The organism is Protofrankia sp. CiP1_Cm_nod2, from assembly GCF_920664355.1.
In the GTDB taxonomy this organism is placed as follows: Bacteria; Actinomycetota; Actinomycetes; order Frankiales; family Frankiaceae; genus Protofrankia.
Map to the genome: position 1 here is coordinate 1 of NZ_CAKKTL010000102.1, position 17,735 is coordinate 17,735.

13 protein-coding genes and 1 pseudogene are annotated in these 17,735 nt (G+C 72.0%); 5 read left to right on the plus strand and 9 right to left on the minus strand.

What is annotated here, in order from left to right; genetic code table 11:
- Together NBW84_RS13030 and NBW84_RS13035 are read right to left on the minus strand one after the other, a co-directional pair.
- Positions 1-247 (minus strand): annotated as a pseudogene (locus NBW84_RS13030) (hypothetical protein); the annotation flags it as partial.
- Positions 248-519: 272 nt separating this feature from the next.
- Entirely contained in the window at positions 520-1,224 is a 705-nt protein-coding gene (locus tag NBW84_RS13035; RefSeq protein ID WP_250284918.1) for a SigE family RNA polymerase sigma factor, read from the minus strand.
- Positions 1,225-2,495: 1,271 nt separating this feature from the next.
- Between NBW84_RS13035 and NBW84_RS13040 the strand changes: the two genes are divergently transcribed.
- The 3 genes from NBW84_RS13040 (at position 2,496) to NBW84_RS13050 (ending at position 5,176) form a co-directional block, all read left to right on the plus strand.
- Entirely contained in the window at positions 2,496-2,957 is a 462-nt protein-coding gene (locus NBW84_RS13040; protein ID WP_250284919.1) for a hypothetical protein, read from the plus strand.
- 470 nt (positions 2,958-3,427) lie between these two features.
- A complete protein-coding gene (locus NBW84_RS13045) occupies positions 3,428-4,423 on the plus strand; it encodes an NAD(P)H-quinone oxidoreductase (RefSeq protein ID WP_445548230.1) in 996 nt (331 codons plus the stop codon).
- Between the two features lie 183 nt (positions 4,424-4,606).
- Positions 4,607-5,176, plus strand: a complete 570-nt coding sequence (locus NBW84_RS13050) for a bacterial proteasome activator family protein (protein WP_250284921.1) — start codon at positions 4,607-4,609, stop codon at positions 5,174-5,176.
- Positions 5,177-5,508: 332 nt separating this feature from the next.
- Here the strand turns inward: NBW84_RS13050 and NBW84_RS13055 are convergent, their stop codons facing one another.
- From NBW84_RS13055 to NBW84_RS13065, 3 genes are all read right to left on the minus strand, one after another.
- A complete protein-coding gene (locus tag NBW84_RS13055; protein ID WP_250284922.1) occupies positions 5,509-6,969 on the minus strand; it encodes a metallopeptidase TldD-related protein in 1,461 nt (486 codons plus the stop codon).
- Positions 6,966-8,534: a TldD/PmbA family protein gene (locus tag NBW84_RS13060; RefSeq protein ID WP_250284924.1), complete on the minus strand. Its 1,569-nt coding sequence runs from the start codon at positions 8,532-8,534 to the stop codon at positions 6,966-6,968. Before NBW84_RS13060 ends, NBW84_RS13055 begins: the two co-directional genes overlap by 4 nt.
- A 206-nt stretch (positions 8,535-8,740) precedes the next feature.
- Positions 8,741-9,535: an HAD family hydrolase gene (locus NBW84_RS13065; RefSeq protein WP_250284926.1), complete on the minus strand. Its 795-nt coding sequence runs from the start codon at positions 9,533-9,535 to the stop codon at positions 8,741-8,743.
- Positions 9,536-9,828: 293 nt separating this feature from the next.
- On the opposite strand from NBW84_RS13065, the gene NBW84_RS13070 reads away from it, so the two are divergent.
- Positions 9,829-10,092 carry a phosphoribosyl-ATP diphosphatase gene (locus NBW84_RS13070; RefSeq protein WP_250284928.1) on the plus strand — a complete coding sequence of 88 codons (264 nt, stop codon included), beginning with the start codon at positions 9,829-9,831 and terminating at the stop codon, positions 10,090-10,092.
- 51 nt (positions 10,093-10,143) lie between these two features.
- Complete coding sequence (gene hisG / locus NBW84_RS13075) at positions 10,144-10,989, plus strand: ATP phosphoribosyltransferase (protein ID WP_250284933.1); 846 nt, start codon at positions 10,144-10,146, stop codon at positions 10,987-10,989.
- A 129-nt stretch (positions 10,990-11,118) separates the two neighbouring features.
- Here the strand turns inward: hisG and folE are convergent, their stop codons facing one another.
- From folE to NBW84_RS13095, 4 genes are all read right to left on the minus strand, one after another.
- Positions 11,119-11,763 (minus strand): GTP cyclohydrolase I FolE, encoded by a 645-nt coding sequence (gene folE, locus NBW84_RS13080; RefSeq protein ID WP_445548231.1) that lies wholly within the window; start codon positions 11,761-11,763, stop codon positions 11,119-11,121.
- 113 nt (positions 11,764-11,876) lie between these two features.
- Positions 11,877-14,060, minus strand: coding sequence for an ATP-dependent zinc metalloprotease FtsH (gene ftsH, locus NBW84_RS13085; RefSeq protein ID WP_250284929.1), 2,184 nt, complete (start codon positions 14,058-14,060; stop codon positions 11,877-11,879).
- A 272-nt stretch (positions 14,061-14,332) separates the two neighbouring features.
- Complete coding sequence (gene hpt, locus NBW84_RS13090) at positions 14,333-16,108, minus strand: hypoxanthine phosphoribosyltransferase (protein WP_250284937.1); 1,776 nt, start codon at positions 16,106-16,108, stop codon at positions 14,333-14,335.
- A gap of 198 nt (positions 16,109-16,306) precedes the next feature.
- On the minus strand, positions 16,307-17,509 hold the full coding sequence (locus NBW84_RS13095) for a zinc-dependent metalloprotease (protein WP_250284931.1): 1,203 nt from the start codon (positions 17,507-17,509) through the stop codon (positions 16,307-16,309).
- Positions 17,510-17,735: the final 226 nt, after the last annotated feature.

Sequence of the window (17,735 nt, forward strand, 5' to 3'; positions counted from 1 at the left end):
GGCCGGGCGTGGTCTGCTCCGTCGGCCCGCTCGACGCGGGCTGCCGCGAGGAGGCGGGCAGGGGCGGGACGGCCCCGGTCGCGGCGGCGGCCGGTGGCACCGGAAGCGCCGTGGCCGACACAGAATGATCATTATCGTGCGACGGGACCGTCCGGATACCGGTCAGCGTGATCGCCACGACGCCGAGCACGCCGGCGACGGCACCCAGGACGATCATCCTGGACCGGGGGGAGACAACCGGCGGCATCCCCGGCCCTCTCCCTCGCGGGACCGCCCTTCCCAGGCTCCGTCGCCGCCGCCGGTCACGAGGGGGCCGGGGCGGGCTTCCGGGACGACGGCCGGCAGCGTGGGCCAGCGGCGGGTGGGTCTCGTGGCCCGGCCCGATGACGCGTCCACGGATCCGTGCGCTGTCCGGCTCGTGCGCGTCCGCCGCCTGCGTGAGCGCCTCGGACAGCCACGGCCCCGGTTCCACCCGGGTGTGTCCGCGGTGGCGGCGGCCGGCGCCACCGCGGCCGCCCGTCACGTCGCCTCCCCGCCCCGCAGCCGCGCCCGCGGGTCGACGTCGTGCCGTCGGCGCGGCAGCCCCTTGCGCGCCTCGGGATGCTTCCTGCCCGGCCGGGCCACGGGATCCGTCACCGACGCGGCCTGCGGCCCCCGGGCGCTGTCGCGTGTGCTGTCGCGCGTGCCCGCCAGCAGGATGCGCTCCAGCTCACCGGCGCCCTTGGAGGTCTGGCTCTTGACCGTGCCGACGGAGATCCCCAGGGTGCGGGCGGTCTCGTCCTCGGAGAGGTCGAAGGCGTACCGGAGCACCAGGCACTCCCGTTTGCCGGTCGACAGCGACATCAACGCCGTCCGGACGTCGACGACCGCCGGCACGTCGGTGTCGGTGCTGCGGGTCTCGGCCAGGCCGCCGAGGATGCCGAGGCCGTGCCGCTCACGTATGATCTTCCGTAGCCGGCTCGCCGCCATGTTCGCGACGGTACGTCTGAGGTAGGCCAGCGGGCTGTCGGCCTGACGGACGCTGTCCCAGCGCCGCCAGGCGGCGGTGAACGCGTCGGCGGTGATGTCGTCGGCGGCATCATGGTCGTTGGTCAGCAGATAGGCGAGCCGGGACAGCTGGCGATGATGCCGCTCGAAGAAGGCGTGGAACTCCGCGGCCGGGCCACCGTGATCGCCGAGGCGTTCATGGTCATCGTGGTCGCTGTGGAGGCCATCGGGTGCCACGGGGTCATTCGGTACGGCGAAGGTGCCCGCGGTACTGTCCGCTTCGGTGGTGTCCCCGTCCCGTTCCAACCGGCGCGCTCCTGAAGCTCGTCCGACAGGCGATGCGCCACACGTGTGGATCTCGCCCGATGGCAGGATGCGAGAAGTATGTCCGGCGCGCAGCCTATGGGCCGCGGCGGGTCCGTACAATTCGGTCATCGTCATGATTTGGTCATCATTCGGACGAAGCCGGGTGATTCGCCCGGTCAGCCGGCTGGTCAGCCGGCCGGTCAGCCGGCCGGGCTCGTCGCCAGGGCCGCGCGGCCGACGCCGGTGATGTTTCCGCGGAGCGCCGGTCGGGGTATGCCGGCGCATATGGGTGCTTCGCATGAAGCCGTTGTGGCTCGCCGGGACGTCCGGGCACGCCGGCCTGCCCCGCCGCCTCCGCTTGACCCGGATGCTCCGGTCCCGGACGATCCCGCTCCGCTGCTCCCCAGCACGCCTGACCTGCCGCCCGCCCCACACGAGCCCTCCCCTCGCACCGAACCCACCCCAAGTGAGCCCGAGCCCGAGCCTGTCTGATCCGTGCCCGGGCCGCCCGGAGATCATCAGGTGTCACCCGATGAGTGTCCGGGCTCCGTCGGACCGGCTGACCGGCACAGGAGGGGATCATGCTGCTGCCGGTCCGGGCCGGCGGCGTTCCGCACCAGCCGGCCGGCGGGCGATGACGCCCCATGCCGGAGCCGCTGCCGTCGTTCAGACAGGCCGCCGCGGACCGCGGTTCCCTTTCACGCGTCTGACGCGGTCTTCACACATCTGACATGGTCGCGCGGGTTTTTTCCGAGTCGTTCGCGTTCTTCCTGCACCCTCCTGGGAGTGCTCGTCATCCGGCCATTCACACGCCGGGACGCCAGGGCGCGGCGCAGGGAAGAGTCATCGTTGTCACAATAACCACCATATGACAACTACCGTATGACACCGTTAGCTGGACATGACGTAGGCGGATCAGTCGGCGACCATCAGTCGGCAACCAGCGGTGCGGGCGCGCGGGAGTGCGGCTGGCGGGTACGCCGCGTCGTCACCAGCCCGCCGGATAGCCGGTGACAGAGCGAGAGGACCAGCAATCGATGATGGCCTGTCGAAACGGTGGCTCCGTGTCAATCCCAGGATCTCGTGGACGGGTGGGATGCGCGCTTCTCGTGGCGCTTTCCATAGCTGGCTGCGGCTCCCAGGCCGCCACCATCACGGCGTCCGGCGGCGCCCCCGTCGGAACCGTCCCTGCCGTCGCCGCGGTGCCCGCCATCCTGCCTCCTGTCACCTCGCCTGCCCCCACCGCGGCGTCCGTCATCGTTCCTTTAGCCATTCCGGCCGCGGCCAGAGCCATTTCGCAGCCTGTGCCGTTGGCCGCGGTCGACGGCGCACGGTTTGAAGCCTGTGCGGACGGCACCTGCGAGGTGTCCGTGTACGGGCCGGTCGACATCGCGGTGGGTCCCGACGTTCTTTCCGTGACCAAGATAGGCCCCGACGGGCTCGACTTCGCGCTGAGCCTGGCGGGCGGCGGGCGGGCGTCCGGCACTCTCAGAAGCACCTGCGGCACCACTTTCACGCTGCTCCGCGGCGGTGGCTCCCGCGGCGGATTCTGTGCTCCCGGCAAGGTGCAGGGGCCGCCGGTTCCGGAACCCGGGGCGGTTTCGATCCAGCTGGCCGGACGGTCTTCCGACGGGTCCGCCGTACTGCGGCTGGTCTCGGGTTAGTTTCCGATCTCCCGCATGACGATTTCCGCCGCCGTGAACGCTCGATGGCGGATCGTCCACGACCGGCCCCCGGCCGGAGGAATTCTTCCGAGCCATTGGCCGGCTCGTGATTCCGGTCCCGGATGGTCCGGTGCGTGACGCCGTCCCGTCCGTATCGGACGTGCCGGGAGCTCGTGGAACGGCGGGCCACCGTGAGCCGTCCGGATTTCCTCAGCGGGGTTCCGCGATCCGGGTATGACCATGTTGCCGGGGCCGGTGGTTCCCGGGCGGCTCCCGGCCTGGTCCGGGAAACCGCCGGGTTTCGGTGGGTCGCCTTCCCGTCGAGGGACGCCTGCGCCGGCGGCCGGTTGATGATCGTGGATGCGGGTGGGCGCGGTGCGCGGCCGTCCACGCCGGGTGGCGGGGCCGCCCCATGGCGTGGACGGCGGATGTGCCGTGCGCGGGTGGGCGAGCGCGGATACGGTGGGCTGGTGCGCGCGGTGACGGTGGCGTCTTTCGGTGCTCCCGAGGTCATGTCCTGGGCGGAGGTGGACGACCTCGCCCCGCCTGGCCCGGGTGAGATCGCCATCGACGTGGTCGCCTCCGCGGTCAACCGCGCCGACCTGCTGCAACGCCAGGGCTTCTACCCACCGCCGCCGGGCGCGTCCGCCGTGCTGGGGCTGGAGTGCTCCGGCCGGGTCGCCGCGGTCGGCGCCGGGGTGGCCGGGTGGCAGCCGGGGGACGAGGTCTGCGCCCTGCTCGCCGGCGGCGGGTACGCGACGAGGGTCAACGTCCCCGCCGGCCACGTGCTCCCGGTGCCGGCTGGTGTCTCGCTGCTCGAGGCCGCCGGGCTGCCCGAGGTCGCGGCCACGGTCTGCTCGACGGTGTTCGGGGTGGCCGGTCTGCGCGACGGCGAGGTGTTCCTGGTGCACGGCGGGGCGTCCGGGATCGGGACGTTCGCGATCCAGGCGGTGCGGGCGCTGCGGCCGTCGGCGACGATCGCGACCACCGCGGGCAGCCCGGCGAAGCTGGCGCGCGTCCGCGAGCTCGGGGCCGATCTCGCCATCTCCTACCGGGACGAGGACTTCGTCGACCGGGTGCGGGAGGCCACCGGCGGCCGGGGCGCGGACGTGATCCTCGACAACATGGGCGGGTCCTACCTGGCACGCAACGTCGAGGCGCTGGCCGTCGAGGGGCGCATCGTCGTCATCGGGTTGCAGGGCGGGCGCAAGGGCGAGCTGAACCTGGCGGCGCTGCTGGCCAAGCGGGGGAGCGTCCACGCGCTGTCCCTGCGGGCCCGGCCGGACGAGCAGAAGGCCGCGATCGTGGCGGACGTCCGCGAGCGGGTCTGGCCGGCGGTCGAGGCCGGGGCGATCCGTCCGGTGATCGACCAGGTGCTGCCGATCGAGAAGGTCGCCGACGCGCACCGGCGCGTCGAGGAGTTCGGCCATGTGGGCAAGGTCCTGCTCGCCGTGGACGCCCCGTAGCCTCGTGGGCCTCCGGTAGCCGTGGGCCTCCCGTAACGCGCTGACCGTGACCCGCTGGCCGCGGGAAGCGGAGCTGGCGGCGGATAGTGATGTGGGTGGTCGTCCGTTGCTGACGGTGCCCAGTCGCGGACTCGTTTCCGTCCTGGCCGCATACCTGTCGGACCGACCAGGCAGGATGGGTGTATGGCAGATCAACCGGACCCACGGGTCGTGGTCGTCGGACCGGACGGAACGCTGGACGAGGGCATCGTGACCGCCCGCTCGCGGGTCGTGGCCGCCCAGACCGGTGGTGACCCGGCCGCGTCGCCCACGGCCGAAGACGACAATGATCACGCGAGCGCGCTCATGGAGATGGTTCCCCAGCCGGACAAGGTGATGCGGATCGGCTCGATGATCAAGCAGTTGCTGGAGGAGGTACGGGCGGCACCGCTGGACGAGGCGAGCAGGGTGCGTCTCCGGGAGATCCACCGTAACGCGATCACCGAGCTCTTCGACGGGCTCGCCCCGGAGCTGGCCGAGGAGCTCGGCCGGCTCACGCTCCCCTTCAACGACTCCCAGACCCCCAGCGACGCCGAGCTGCGGATCGCTCAGGCGCAGCTCGTCGGGTGGCTGGAAGGCCTCTTCCACGGCATCCAGACGGCGCTGCTCGCCCAGCAGATGGCCGCCCGGGCCCAGCTGGAGGAGATGCGCCGGCGGGCCCTGCCCAGTGCCCCCCAGCAGGGGGAGCAGTTCGGCCGCGGCGCCTACCTCTGATGAGTTCGTGGGCCTCTGATGAACTCTGATGAACTCGTGGGCGGCCTGCGCGCCGCCGGCTCCGGCGGCGTGGGGTGGCCGGCACGGGCCGCACGGCGGTGTGCGGCGCCACGCGGGCGCCACGTCAGAACGGCGGGAACAGAAACCCTGGAACACCGGTCACAGGCAGTCATACGCATACATCCTGTGCTGTGCATGAAAGTGAGGGCGGGAACGGCTGTCGGGGCGGCCGCCTGTTCCCTCACTTTCATGACGTGTCAGCATCCGGTCATGCATTTTTGACCGTCTGGGACGGGCCGTGTTACCTGACCGGCGCCCCAGACGCGCGGGCGTCAGCTCGCCGGGCTGACCGAGCTCATGTTGAAGTCCGGGACGCGCAGGGCCGGCATCCGGGCGAGGGTGAACCAGTCCCCCCACTCGCGGGGAAGCGTCCGTACCGTCGCCCCGACCTCGGTGAGCCGGCCCAGCAGGTCCACCGGGCTCTCGTTGAACCGGAAGTTGTTGACCGCCCCGACGACCTCGCCGTCCTCCACCAGGTAGACGCCGTCGCGGGTGAGGCCGGTGAGCAGGAGGAGCTGCGGGTCGACCTCGCGGATGTACCACAGGCAGGTCAGCAGCAGCCCCCGCGAGGTGTTCGCGATCAGCTCGTCGAGGGACGCCGTCCCGCCGCCGTCGAGGGTCAGGTTGTCGATGAACGGGGCCGCCGCCACCTTGCCGCCGTTCCCGTCGCCGCGGGCGGTGGCGTCACGTGCCGAGGCGCGGGTGTGGATCAGCGTGGCCAGCCTGCCATCCACGATCCAGTCGGTGCGCCGCAGCGGCAGCCCGTTGTCGAACACGCTCGACGTCGCCGACGACGCCCCGGCGATCACGAACGGGGTCGCCGGCAGCTCCGGGTCCAGCGGGTCGCTGAACAGGTGCAGCCCGGCCGGGCCCAGGGTCTCGCCGATCCGGGTGCTGCCGCCGGCCCGGCTGAACACGGTGCGTCCCTCGGCGGCGTCCCGGCCGGCGGCCGACCAGTAGGTGTAGGTCAGCAGGTCGGCGACGGCCGACGGCGGCAGCAGCGTCTCGTAGCGGCCCGCGGGCAGCTCCACCGAGCGGGCGCTCCAGGCCAGGCGCTCGCGGAGCAGCGCGTGGGTGGCGGGCACGGAGACGTCGGTGAAGTCGTGGGTGGACTGGCCGTGCCACACCGAGCCGGCCGGGGTGGTGCTCTTGGCGTTCCACTCCACCGACCCGGTCGGCTGGCTGTGCCGCAGCCGCAGGCCCGCGGAGGTGCCCAGCCAGGTGGTGGTCAGCCCGTGCTCGGCGAAACCGAACAGGCGCTGCCCGTCCGCCCGCGCCGCGGCGAACGCCTCGCCGAGCTCCCGCGCGAACCCGGTGAACACGCCCGTGCTGGTGCGCTGCGCGGGGTCGGTGAAGGTGGCCTCCGCGACGGCCTCGGCGGCGGCCACCGCGGTCTCGCCCGGGGAGTGCGGCACGCCGACGCCGGCGCCCGGGCCGAGCAGGCCGGCGTAGTCGTCGGCGTCCTCGGCCTCCCGGGCGTCCGCCTCGGACAGGCGCAGCAGCTTCTCCAGATCCTCACTGTCGGTGACGTTACTGGCCGAGCGGACGCCGAACGCCTGGCCCACCACGCTGATCACGGTGACGGACCGGTCGCGGGCCGCGCCGTTGGTTGTCAGGGTGTTGTTCGCCCAGCGCAGGTTCACCGTGCTCGACTCGCCGGCGATCACCACGCACCCGTCGGCTCGCGACGACTCCAGGGCCCGTTCGACGATCTCGTGGGACTGTGTGGTCACCGGCCTGCCTCCCGCTGGGTGTTGAGGATGTTGACGTTCCGGAACAGCGCCGAGGGGCAGCCGTGGCTGACCGCCGCGACCTGCCCGGGCTGGCCCTTGCCGCAGTTGAACGCCCCACCGAGAACGTAGGTCGCCTCGCCGCCGACGGCCTCGAGCGAGCCCCAGAAGTCGGTGGTGGTCGCCTGGTAGGCGACGTCGCGCAGCTGCCCGACGATCCGGCCGTCGCGGATCTCGTAGAACCGCTGGCCGGTGAACTGGAAGTTGTACCGCTGCATGTCGATCGACCAGCTCCTGTCGCCGACGACGTAGATCCCCCGGTCCACCCGGGAGATCAGTTCCTCGGTGGACGGCCCGCCCGGCGCGGGCCGCAGCGAGACGTTCGCCATCCGCTGGATCGGCACGTGCCCGGGGGAGTCCGCGAACGCGCAGCCGTTGGACCGCCCGGTGCCCAGGGCGGCGGCGTTCTGCGCGGCCATCCGGCGGTCGAGCTGGTAGCCGACCAGGGTGCCGCCGCGGACGATGTCCCACTGCCCGGCCTGGACGCCCTCGTCGTCGTAGCCGATGGTCGCCAGGCCGTGAGGGGCCGTGCGGTCCCCGGTGACGTGCATGGCGGGGGAACCGTAGCGCAGCGTGCCGATCCTGTCGAGGGTGGCGAAGGATGTCCCGGCGTAGGCGGCCTCGTAGCCCAGCGCCCGGTCGAGCTCGGTGGCGTGCCCGATCGACTCGTGGATCGTCAGCCACAGGTTCGACGGGTCGATCACCAGGTCGTAACGGCCCGGCTCGACCGAGGACGCCTTGGCCTTCTCGGCGAGCAGGGACGGGATCAGCTCGATCTCGGCGTCCCAGTCCCAGCAGCCCGCGGCGGGGCCGGAGACCAGCCACTCCCAGCCGCGGCCGGCCGGCGGCGCGATCGTGCGCATGGTCTCGAAGCCGCCGGCGGCGCGGTCGACCCGGGTCGCCTCAAGCTGGCAGATCACCCGGACGCGCTGCTGGGTGGTGCTCGTCCCGGCGAGGTCGGCGTAGAACTTGTTCTCCAGTACCTGGCCGAGCCGGCCGTCGACGTGGTCGACGTCCTGGGCGGCCAGCAGTGCGCGGCACAGCCCCCCGACCCGCTCGATCTTCTCGGTCGTCTCGACGGCGAACGGGTCGACCGTGTAGGCCGACACCCAGGTCGCGTCCGCGTGCACCGGCTCGTCGGCCAGCTCCACCGGTTCGCTGTTCAGCGGGCGCGCCACCCGCGCGATCTCGACCGCCTCCCGGGCCACCCGGACGGCCTCGTCCACGGTGAGGTCGACACCGGCGGCGAACCCCCAGGTGCCGTTGTGCACGACCCGGACGGCGAAGCCGACCGACTGGCCGTCGGCACGGCTTTCCAGGCCGGCGTCCCGGAAGGACAGCGACGCGTTGCGCAGCCGTTCGACGCGGATGTCGGCGTGGGTGGCGCCCAGGTCGCGGGCGGTCTGCAGGGCGGCGTCGGCGAGGGCGGCCCGGGGCAGCGCGAGGAACTCGGCATCGATCTCGTGGGCCGGGGCGCCGGCGGCCCCCACCCCCGCGGCGCCGCTCACGGGAGCACCGCCGGTGCATGTGCTGGTGACAGATGTGGCATGGATCCATCCTCGCTCCCGGCGAAAGGATCTGTCCGCCGGGGCGGCCCTCGACGCCGCCCGCCGCCACGGCGGCATGGCGCCATGGCCGGGACGACGCAGCCGGGACGACGCGGCCGGTGGGAGGCAGCGTGGCCGGGACGGCGCGGCCGGCGGAGGCGAGGTGGTCAGCGGAAGAGGCGTTCGAGGACGTGGGCGACGCCGTCGGCGTCGTTGGAGCCGGTGACCTCGTCGGCGGCGGCGAGGACGTCCGGGTGGGCGTTGGCGACCGCGACGGCGTGGCCGGCCCAGGCGAACATCGGCAGGTCGTTCGGCATGTCCCCGAAGGCGATCGTGCGCCGCGCGGACACGCCGTACCCGGCCGCGATCTCCGCCAGGGCGACGCCCTTGGACACACCCGCCCCGGCGATCTCCACAAGATCGTAGCTGGACGTGGTGACCACGGCCGTCGATCCGGCGGCGGCCACGATGGCGCTGTGGACGTCGGCGAAGCCGCCCGCGGACAGCGCGCGCCGGACCAGCAGTTTCGTCACGGGCAGGGCCGTGAGCAGTGCGGCGATGTGCCCGACGGCCTCGTGCGGGTCGGGCCACATCGTGGTGAAGGCCGGCTCCCGGCCGAAGTGGGTACCGCTTTCCACGGCGAAGGCGGCGTCCGGCACGATCGCCCTGATCTCGGTGGCCAGGCGGAGCGCGGTGGCGGCCTCCAGGACGTGGTGGCTGAGGGCGGCGCGGTTGTCCAGGTCGTAGACGAGCGCGCCGTTCGCGCAGACGGCCAAGCCCGACGTGCCGGTCTGGGCCACGATGTCGGCCATGACCCGGGTCGGGCGCCCGGTGACGAAGACGATGATGGACCCGGCGCTCCTGACCCGCTCCAGCGCGGCGCGGGTACGTCGTGAGACCGTGCCGTCGGTGCGGATCAGCGTCCCGTCGAGGTCGGTGGCGACGAGCGCTGGGCAGAACACAGTCGTTCAGTAAACCTCATCCACGCGGGCTGCGCCGGCTGCCCTCCATCCTGCCGAGGCCGGGTTTCGGGGCTGTGGGGCCGAAGGGGGCGTGATCATGCTGCGGCCGGGTGTCCCGCGGGGCCGTAGGGTGCTGCGTTAGCATGCGCGTGGTCCGGGAGGCCGAGGTCCCTGGGTCGCCGGCCGGAGCGGGCTCCAGGCGGCGGACAGCCCTTCCAGCGTCCAGAACGATCACTCTTGCGACTGGTGGTAAGGCGTGGGAAGGCCGTGGGAAGGAAGGTGCCCGGGAAGCGATGAAAACGTTTGACGAACTATATCTTGAGCTGGCTGGAAAATGGCGTGAACGAACGCCCGGATCCGGCAGCGTGGACGCGCTGGACAAAGGGATTCACCACATCGGGAAGAAGCTCCTCGAAGAAGCCGCGGAAACCTGGATGGCGGCGGAGCACGAGGGGCCGGAGCGGGTTGCGGAGGAGCTGTCGCAGCTGCTGTACTGGAGCCAGCTGGTGATGATTTCCGCAGGTCTGACACCGCACGACGTATACTCCAGGCTGTGATGACGGCCCTTCGGTGCGCATTTGGCGCCGGACTGTGACACGGGGGCGATGATGCTGCGACTCGCGGTGCCCAACAAGGGGGCGCTGGCGACCGCGTCCAGCCAGTTGCTCGTCGACGCGGGCTATCAGGCGCGTCGCGAATCGGCGGAGCTGGTCGTCACCGACGTCGAGAACGACATCGAGTTCTTCTTCCTCCGGCCGCGTGACATCGCCGTCTATGTCGGGGCCGGCCGGCTGGACATCGGCATCACCGGCCGCGACCTGCTGATCGACAGTGGGGTCGCCGCCGACGAGCTGCTGCCGCTGGGTTTCGGGTTCTCGACCTTCCGCTACGCCGTGCCGGAAGGCAGCGTGACCGATGTCGAGGCGCTGGCCGGCACCCGGATCGCCACCTCCTTCCCCGGGCTGGTTGCCGCCGACCTGGCCCGGCGCGGCGTCGACGCCCAGATCGTCCGGCTGGACGGCGCGGTGGAGACCGCCATCCGGCTCGGGGTCGCCGACGCCGTCGCGGACGTGGTGGAGACCGGGCGCACACTGCGTGCCCATGGGCTGACGCTGCTGGGCGAGCCGGTGCTGTCCTCGGAGGCCGTGGTCGTGGTGAAGAAGGGGCTGGAGCTCACCACGGCGCACGAACGGCTGCTGCGCCGCATCCAGGGCGTGCTGGTCGCTCGACGCTACGTCATCATGGACTACGACGTCCCGAACTCCGTGCTGGAGAAGGCCTGCGAGATAACCCCTGGTTACGAGTCGCCGACCATATCCCCGTTGCAGCGTGAGGGCTGGGTCGCGGTGCGCGCCATGGTGCCGCACACGGAGCTCAACCGCGTGATGGACGACCTGTGGGAGATCGGCGCCCGGGGCATCATCGTCTCGTCCATCCAGGCCTGCCGGCTGTAGGCCGCATCTGGCTGTGGGCCGTGTCTGATGGGCGCCGTCCGCACGGCTGGTCATCCATCAGACACGGGCCCCGTCGGGCACGGTCCTGTCAGGCACAGGCGCCCAGGCGTCCGGCGCCGCCGCGGGAGGTCAGCGGCGGCTGAGGATGAGCGACATACCCTCGTTGCGGGTCGCGGTGCTCAGGAACTGGCCGCGCACCGCCGACGTCATCGTGCGGGCGCCCGGCTTGCGGACCCCGCGCATGGACATGCACAGATGCTCGGCCTCGACCACGACCATGACCCCCCTGGGGGAGAGCGCCTGTTCCAGCGCGTCGGCGATCTGGGTCGTCAGCCGTTCCTGCACCTGGGGGCGTCGCGAGTACAGGTCCACGAGCCGGGCGAGCTTGGACAGCCCGGTGATCTGGCCGCTTTCGTTCGGGATGTAGGCCACATGCGCCTTGCCGGCGAACGCGACCAGATGGTGCTCGCACAGCGACGTGAAGTCGATGTCGCGGACCAGCACCATCTCTTCGTGGCCTTCGTCGAAAACGGTGGTCAGCACCTCGGAGGGGTCCCGTCCGAGGCCTTCGACCGCCTCCTGGTAGGCGCGGGCGACCCGTTCCGGGGTCTTGCGCAGCCCCTCCCTGTCCGGGTCCTCACCGATACCGATCAGCAGCTCCCGGACGGCGCGCGCGACCCGCTCGTGGTCGAACGGCCGGACGGCCTGCGGGCCGAGATCCGGCCCCCGCCGCTGGGCGGCGACGTCCGCGGCGAGGGCCGTACCGGCGTTCACGCTCTGCGTGACCGTGTCCACCGTGTCCACCGTGTCCACCGTGTCCACGGCGCTCGCGGATGCCGTGGAGAGGGAGGTGTGCCCGCTGGGAGGTGCGAGGCCGGAATCGGTCGTCAACGGCGTCCCCTGTCGTCGTCGTTCGGCAGGCTCGGGGGCGCCCACGGATCCGAGATCCGCGGGATGGGCGACGACGGCGTCGAGGAGCCCGCCCGGGTGTCCTCCTCCCCGGGTGCCGAGGAGTCAGCAGGGCCAACCGGGGTGGTTGTGGATCCATTCCCACCAGGGGTGCCCGAACCGTTACCGTTGCCGCCGCGGCCGGCTCCGTTCGTCCGGCCGTGCTGCCCGGCGCCAGCGCCGGCACCGCTGCCGGCGACGAGGTCGCTGACGTCGCCGGACTTGTGCAGGGCCAGCTCGGCCGGGGTCATCACCGGTGGCCGGTCGGACGGCAGGCGCTTGCCGACGCCGGTGTAGGAGCCGCGGCTGGGCCGCTTCTCCACGGTCGCGAAGATCTCCAGGACATCGTCCTTGCCGAGCGTCTCGACGTCCATGAGACGCAGGACGAGGTTGTCCAGGACGTCCCGGTAGCGGACGAGGATCTCCCAGGCCTCGTCGTGCGCCGACTCGATCAGCTGGCGGACCTCGGCGTCGATCTCCGCGGCGAGCTCCTCGGAGTAGTCGCGCTGGTGGCCCATGTCACGGCCGAGGAAGACCTCGCTGCTCTCGCCACCGAACCGGACCGCGCCGAGCTTGTCGCTCATCCCGAACTGGGTGACCATGGATCGGGCGATCTTCGTGGCCTTGTCGATGTCGTCGCTGGCGCCCGTCGTCGGCTCGTGGAACACGAGTTCCTCGGCGGTCCGCCCGCCCAGGCACACCGCGAGGTCGTCCAGCATCTCCGACCGGGTGCGCAGATAGCGGTCCTCCTGGGGGAGCTGCATGGTGTAGCCCAGGGCCCGCCCGCGAGGCAGGATCGTGATCTTATGGACGGGGTCGCTGTTCGGCAGCGCGTGCCCGACCAGCGCGTGCCCGCCCTCGTGGTAGGCGATCCGCTTCTTCTCCTTGTCGCTCATCACCCGGTTCTTGCGTTCCGGGCCGGCCATCACCCGGTCGATCGACTCCTCCAGCAGGTCCGAGGAGATGAACTTGTGATCCGACCGGGCGGTGAGCAGCGCGGCCTCGTTGAGCACGTTCGCCAGGTCGGCGCCGGTGAACCCGGGGGTCCGGCGCGCGATGACCAGCATGTCGACGTCCGGCTCGATCGGCTTGCCCTTGGCGTGCACCTTCAGGATCGCCTCACGGCCGAGCAGGTCGGGCCGGTCGACGACGATCTGCCGGTCGAAGCGGCCCGGGCGCAGCAGCGCGGGGTCGAGGATGTCGGGCCGGTTCGTCGCGGCGATGAGGATCACACCGCCCTTGACATCGAACCCGTCCATCTCGACCAGGAGCTGGTTGAGGGTCTGCTCGCGCTCGTCGTGGCCGCCGCCGAGGCCGGCCCCGCGGTGGCGGCCCACCGCGTCGATCTCGTCCACGAAGATGATCGCCGGAGCGTTGGTCTTGGCCTGTTCGAACAGGTCCCGGACGCGGCTCGCGCCGACACCGACGAACATCTCCACGAAGTCCGAGCCGGAGATCGAGTAGAACGGCACGCCGGCCTCGCCGGCGACCGCGCGGGCCAGCAGTGTCTTGCCGGTGCCGGGCGGCCCGTAGAGCAGCACGCCCTTGGGAATCTTGGCCCCCATGGCCTGGAACTTGCCGGGGTTCTCCAGGAACTCCTTGATCTCCTGGAGCTCCTCGATGGCCTCGTCGGCGCCGGCCACGTCAGCGAAGGTCGTCTTCGGCGTGTCCTTGCTGACCAGCTTGGCCTTGGACTTGCCGAAGTTCATGACCCGGTTGCCGCCGCCCTGCATCTGGTTCATGAAGAAGAACAGCAGGAACACCACCAGCAGCACCGGCAGCAGGTTGAGCAGCAGCGACACGATGATGTTGCCCTGCTCGACCTTGACCTCGTAGGGGACGCGCTGCGCCCGCAGGTCGTCGGCGAGCTTCACGGCCTGGTCGGTGACGTACGACGACTCGTACTTCTTGTCACCGACCTTCGTCGTGATCTCGATGCGCTGCTTCGAGTCCTGGATGGTGGCGCCCTTGACCTGCCCATCGGTGATCTGCTGCTGAATGAAGTTCAGGTCACGTTTGGTGTACTCGCCTGAGCCAGACAGCACATTGGTCGCGAGAACGATCACGAGTACGGCCAGGAGCAGCAGAGGCACCCAGCCGCGGAAGATTCTTCTTGGAGTCATCTGCCTGGAGCGCTGGACACGCGCGCTCCACCCTCCTGACGTGTGTGCCGCCCTCGTTCGGGATTCCCTTGTGCCGAGGGTACCGCCGGTACGCGCGCCTTACCGCGCGTACATCCGAGCAACGGGCAACTGATGCGTACTGTTCCGCCGCGCTGCCCCGAATGGGCGGTTCGTAGCGTGACCCGCCGCCACCGGCCCGCCGGATCCGTCGCTCGCGAGATCATCGGCACGGTCCGTGCCATCGCCATCGCCCGCGCCAGGGCGGACGGGGCCTACCGGGCGCCACGCGCGATCGCGTCCGCATGCAGCGTCCCTACGTAGGGTAGCGTACGGTAGTGCTCAGCGTAGTCCAGGCCGTAGCCGACGACGAAGGCGCTCGGGATGTCGAAGCCGACGTACCGGACGTCGATGTCGGCCGCCAGCGCCTCCGGTTTGCGCAACAGCGTGAACACCTCCAGGGACGCCGGCCCCCGCGAGCGCAGATTGCGCAGCAGCCACGACAGGGTCAGGCCGGAGTCGATGATGTCCTCGACCACCAGCACGTCCCGCCCCTCGATCGAGCGGTCCAGATCCTTGAGGATGCGCACCACACCCGAGGACGAGGTGGCCGAGCCGTACGACGAGACAGCCATGAACTCCATGGTCACCGGTATGGTCAGGGCCCGGGAGAGGTCGGCCATCACCATCACCGCGCCCTTGAGGACGCCGAGGAGCAGCACCTCGCGGCCGGCGTAGTCGGCGTCGACCCGGGCGGCGAGCTCCCCGATCCTGGCGGCGATGTCACCGGGGGTGACCAGCACCTCGGCGATGTCGGGGTGCTGGCCGGTCCGCGGGGAAAGATCCGTTCCTGATCCGGGCCTGCCGAAGCCGATCTCGTCGGGCATCGTGTGCGCAGCGGCCACCTGAGTCTCCCTGGAGTGTCCGCGCGGCCGGCCGGCCAGGGCGTCCCGCGCGTGGGTGCTGGACTGGCTCCCGGACCCGCGGGCCGCGGGCTGTGGGGAGGTCTCCTCCCGGCCCGCGGTCCGCGGTCCGGTGGTCTGGAACACCGAGATCCTGCCATCCGCGCGGACGGCGACAACACCGGACGGCAACGGGACGGGCTTCTGCCCACGCCATCTGGTCACCAGATCGTCCATGGCCCGGACATGATCGGCCCGCAGGCCGGTCGGCGCGCTTCCCACGGCCAGGGCAGCCCGGCGCAGCACCCGGGTACGCAGCGCCTCGCTGAGCCCGGCGAGCCCGGCGAGGTCCAGGTCGACCCGAGCGGGCGGCCCGGCCGCGTCCCGGTCATGACCGCGCAGCTGGTGGGGGGGCTGGGGCAGCGTCAGACGCTCGTAGGCCAGCGCCGCGTCGGCGTCGAGCGCGCCGGTGTCGGCCCGTAGCAGGTCCGCGGTGCGCGCGAGCGCCTCGGCGATGCCCGGCCCGATGGTCTCCTCCAGGACGGGCAGCGCCCGGTGCCGGACCCGGGCCCGGGCGAACGCCTCGTCGGCGTTGGTCGGGTCGTCCCACGGTGTCAGCCCCTCGGCGAGGCACGCGTCGCGCGTCGCCGACCCGCGGACATCCAGCAGCGGACGCCTGATCACTCCGTCCAGGCGGGGCATGCCCGCCAGCGACCGGGTGCCCGACCCGCGGGCGAGCCGCAACAGCACTGTCTCGGCCTGGTCGTCAAGGGTGTGGCCGAGCAGCAGCGCGCTCGCCCCCAGCCGCCCCGCCGCGTCGAGCAGGGCGGACCGGCGGGCCTGCCGGGCGGCGCCCTCCGAGCGCGGGGAGTGCGCCGGCAGCACCTCCACGGGGTCGAACCCGAGCGCCCGGCCGCGCGCGGCCACCGTGGCCGCCTGTGCCGCGGAACCCTCGTACCAGCCGTGGTCGACGGTGAGCAGCCCGGCGCGCAGAGCCCGGCGGGGGGCGATGAACGCCAGCGCGGCGGCCAACGCCAGCGAGTCCGCCCCGCCGGAGCAGGCCACGAGCACCAGGCTGCCAGGGGCGAGATCGGCGATCGAGCGCCGGACGGCCACCCGGATCCCGCTCACGGCTCCGCATGCCCGCATCACGCCACGCGCTCCCGCGCCGTCCCGTGCCACGGCATCGTCCGGCGCGCCGGCCCCGTCGGGGGTGGCTCCGGCGGGGCCGGCTCCGGCGGATGTCCCGGCAGGCGATGTCCTGGCAAGCGCGGTGGCATCGTCCCGCGCGGCGGGCTGCCCTGGGCGCGGGCCCCGCTCGTCCTGTCCGGTGATCGACACCCCTGGTCAGGCCGACAGGGACGGGCGCGAGCCCAGCACCCGCTGCATCCAGGCAACCGGATCGACCAGCTCCGCGCGGGTCGGCAGCGTCTCGGGGGACTCCCAGACCAGGTTGAACGCGTCCACCCCGGCCTCGGCGACGACAGCCCGCACGAACGCGCCACCCTGCCGGTACTGCTGGAGCTTGAGGTCCAGCCCGAGCAGCCGGCGGACGAACCGGTCGATCGGCGAACCACCGCCACGCCGGCTGTCGAAACGTGTCCGGATCTCGGTGACGGTCGGCACGACCTTCGGGCCGACCGCGTCCATGACCTGGTCGGCGTGCCCCTCCAGGAGGGTCATCAGCGCCTGGAGGCGGTCCAGGACCTGGCGCTGGGCGGGCGTCTGGAGCGCCTCGACGATGCTCGGCGCGTTCGGCCCGCGGTCGAGCACGGCGCCGCGCACGGCGCTGACGGCCGACTTCACCCGTTCGGCGAGCACCTCCGGATCGAGATCGGTCGCTTCGATGAACGCGCCGATCTCGTTCTCCAGGTGCTGACGCAGCCACGGGACGGCGGTGAACTGGGTGCGGTGGGTCTGTTCGTGCAGGCAGACCCACAGCCGGAAGTCGCGCGGGTCGACCCCCAGCGTCTGCTCGGCGTGGGCGATGTTCGGCGCGACCAGGCTCAGGCGCCCGGCCTGCGCGACGATCGACCGAGCGGGGGAGTCCGCCTCCGCCCCGGCGGCCGGATCCTTGCGGAGGGCACCGGCCGGTTCCCCGGCGGCCGCGCCCGGGGCCGCGCCCGGGGCGGAGCCGGCCGTCCCGGCCTGCTCGGGCGGGAGGAAGACCTCGTACTGCCCGAGGACCTTGCCCGCGAGATAGGCCAGGGCGGTGCCGAGCTGGACGCCGGTGACGGTGCGTCCGACAGCCGAGGACAGCCGGCCCCGCTCCCGGTCAGCGAGCTTGCCCAGCAGCGGCCCGGCGATCACCCGCAGGCCGGCGACGTTCGAACGGACCCACTCCGGACGGTCCACCACGGCGATCGGCGTGGCCGGACCGGCCGGTTCCAGCCGGGTGTAGGCCTGGACATGGCCTTCCGCCTCGACGGCCAGCCGCCGCAGGTCCGCGACCACCGCGTCCGCTTCGGCGCGGGGCAGCTGCGGGCCTGGCCGGACAAGCCGCCGCGCGGTCGCTACGGCGAGGTCCCAGTCGACTGGCTCGGCGTCCACATCCGCCAGCCTATGTCCTCTCCCTGGGGATGACAGCTTTATCGTTGCCATCCGCCGGTCACCGTCGACCATTTCCGCGTCACCGTCGGGTGATTTTTCCGGACGACCACCACCTTCCGGATGTTTCCCCGGCCGGCTGGCCGGCCCGCCGCCGGTGCCGGGTGTCCGGCCCCGGGCACGCGGCCTCCGTCCGGGCGGCCGGCGCCGTGGCGCCGCGCGTCTGCGG

Excerpts from the sequence above, each read along its gene's own strand:
- NBW84_RS13050 (WP_250284921.1), top strand. The coding sequence starts at position 4,607 with ATGGCAGATCAACCGGACCCACGGGTCGTGGTCGTCGGACCGGACGGA.
- ftsH (WP_250284929.1), bottom strand. The coding sequence starts at position 14,060 with ATGACTCCAAGAAGAATCTTCCGCGGCTGGGTGCCTCTGCTGCTCCTG.
- hpt (WP_250284937.1), bottom strand. The coding sequence starts at position 16,108 with ATGCGGGCATGCGGAGCCGTGAGCGGGATCCGGGTGGCCGTCCGGCGC.
- hisG (WP_250284933.1), top strand. The coding sequence starts at position 10,144 with ATGCTGCGACTCGCGGTGCCCAACAAGGGGGCGCTGGCGACCGCGTCC.
- NBW84_RS13070 (WP_250284928.1), top strand. The coding sequence starts at position 9,829 with ATGAAAACGTTTGACGAACTATATCTTGAGCTGGCTGGAAAATGGCGT.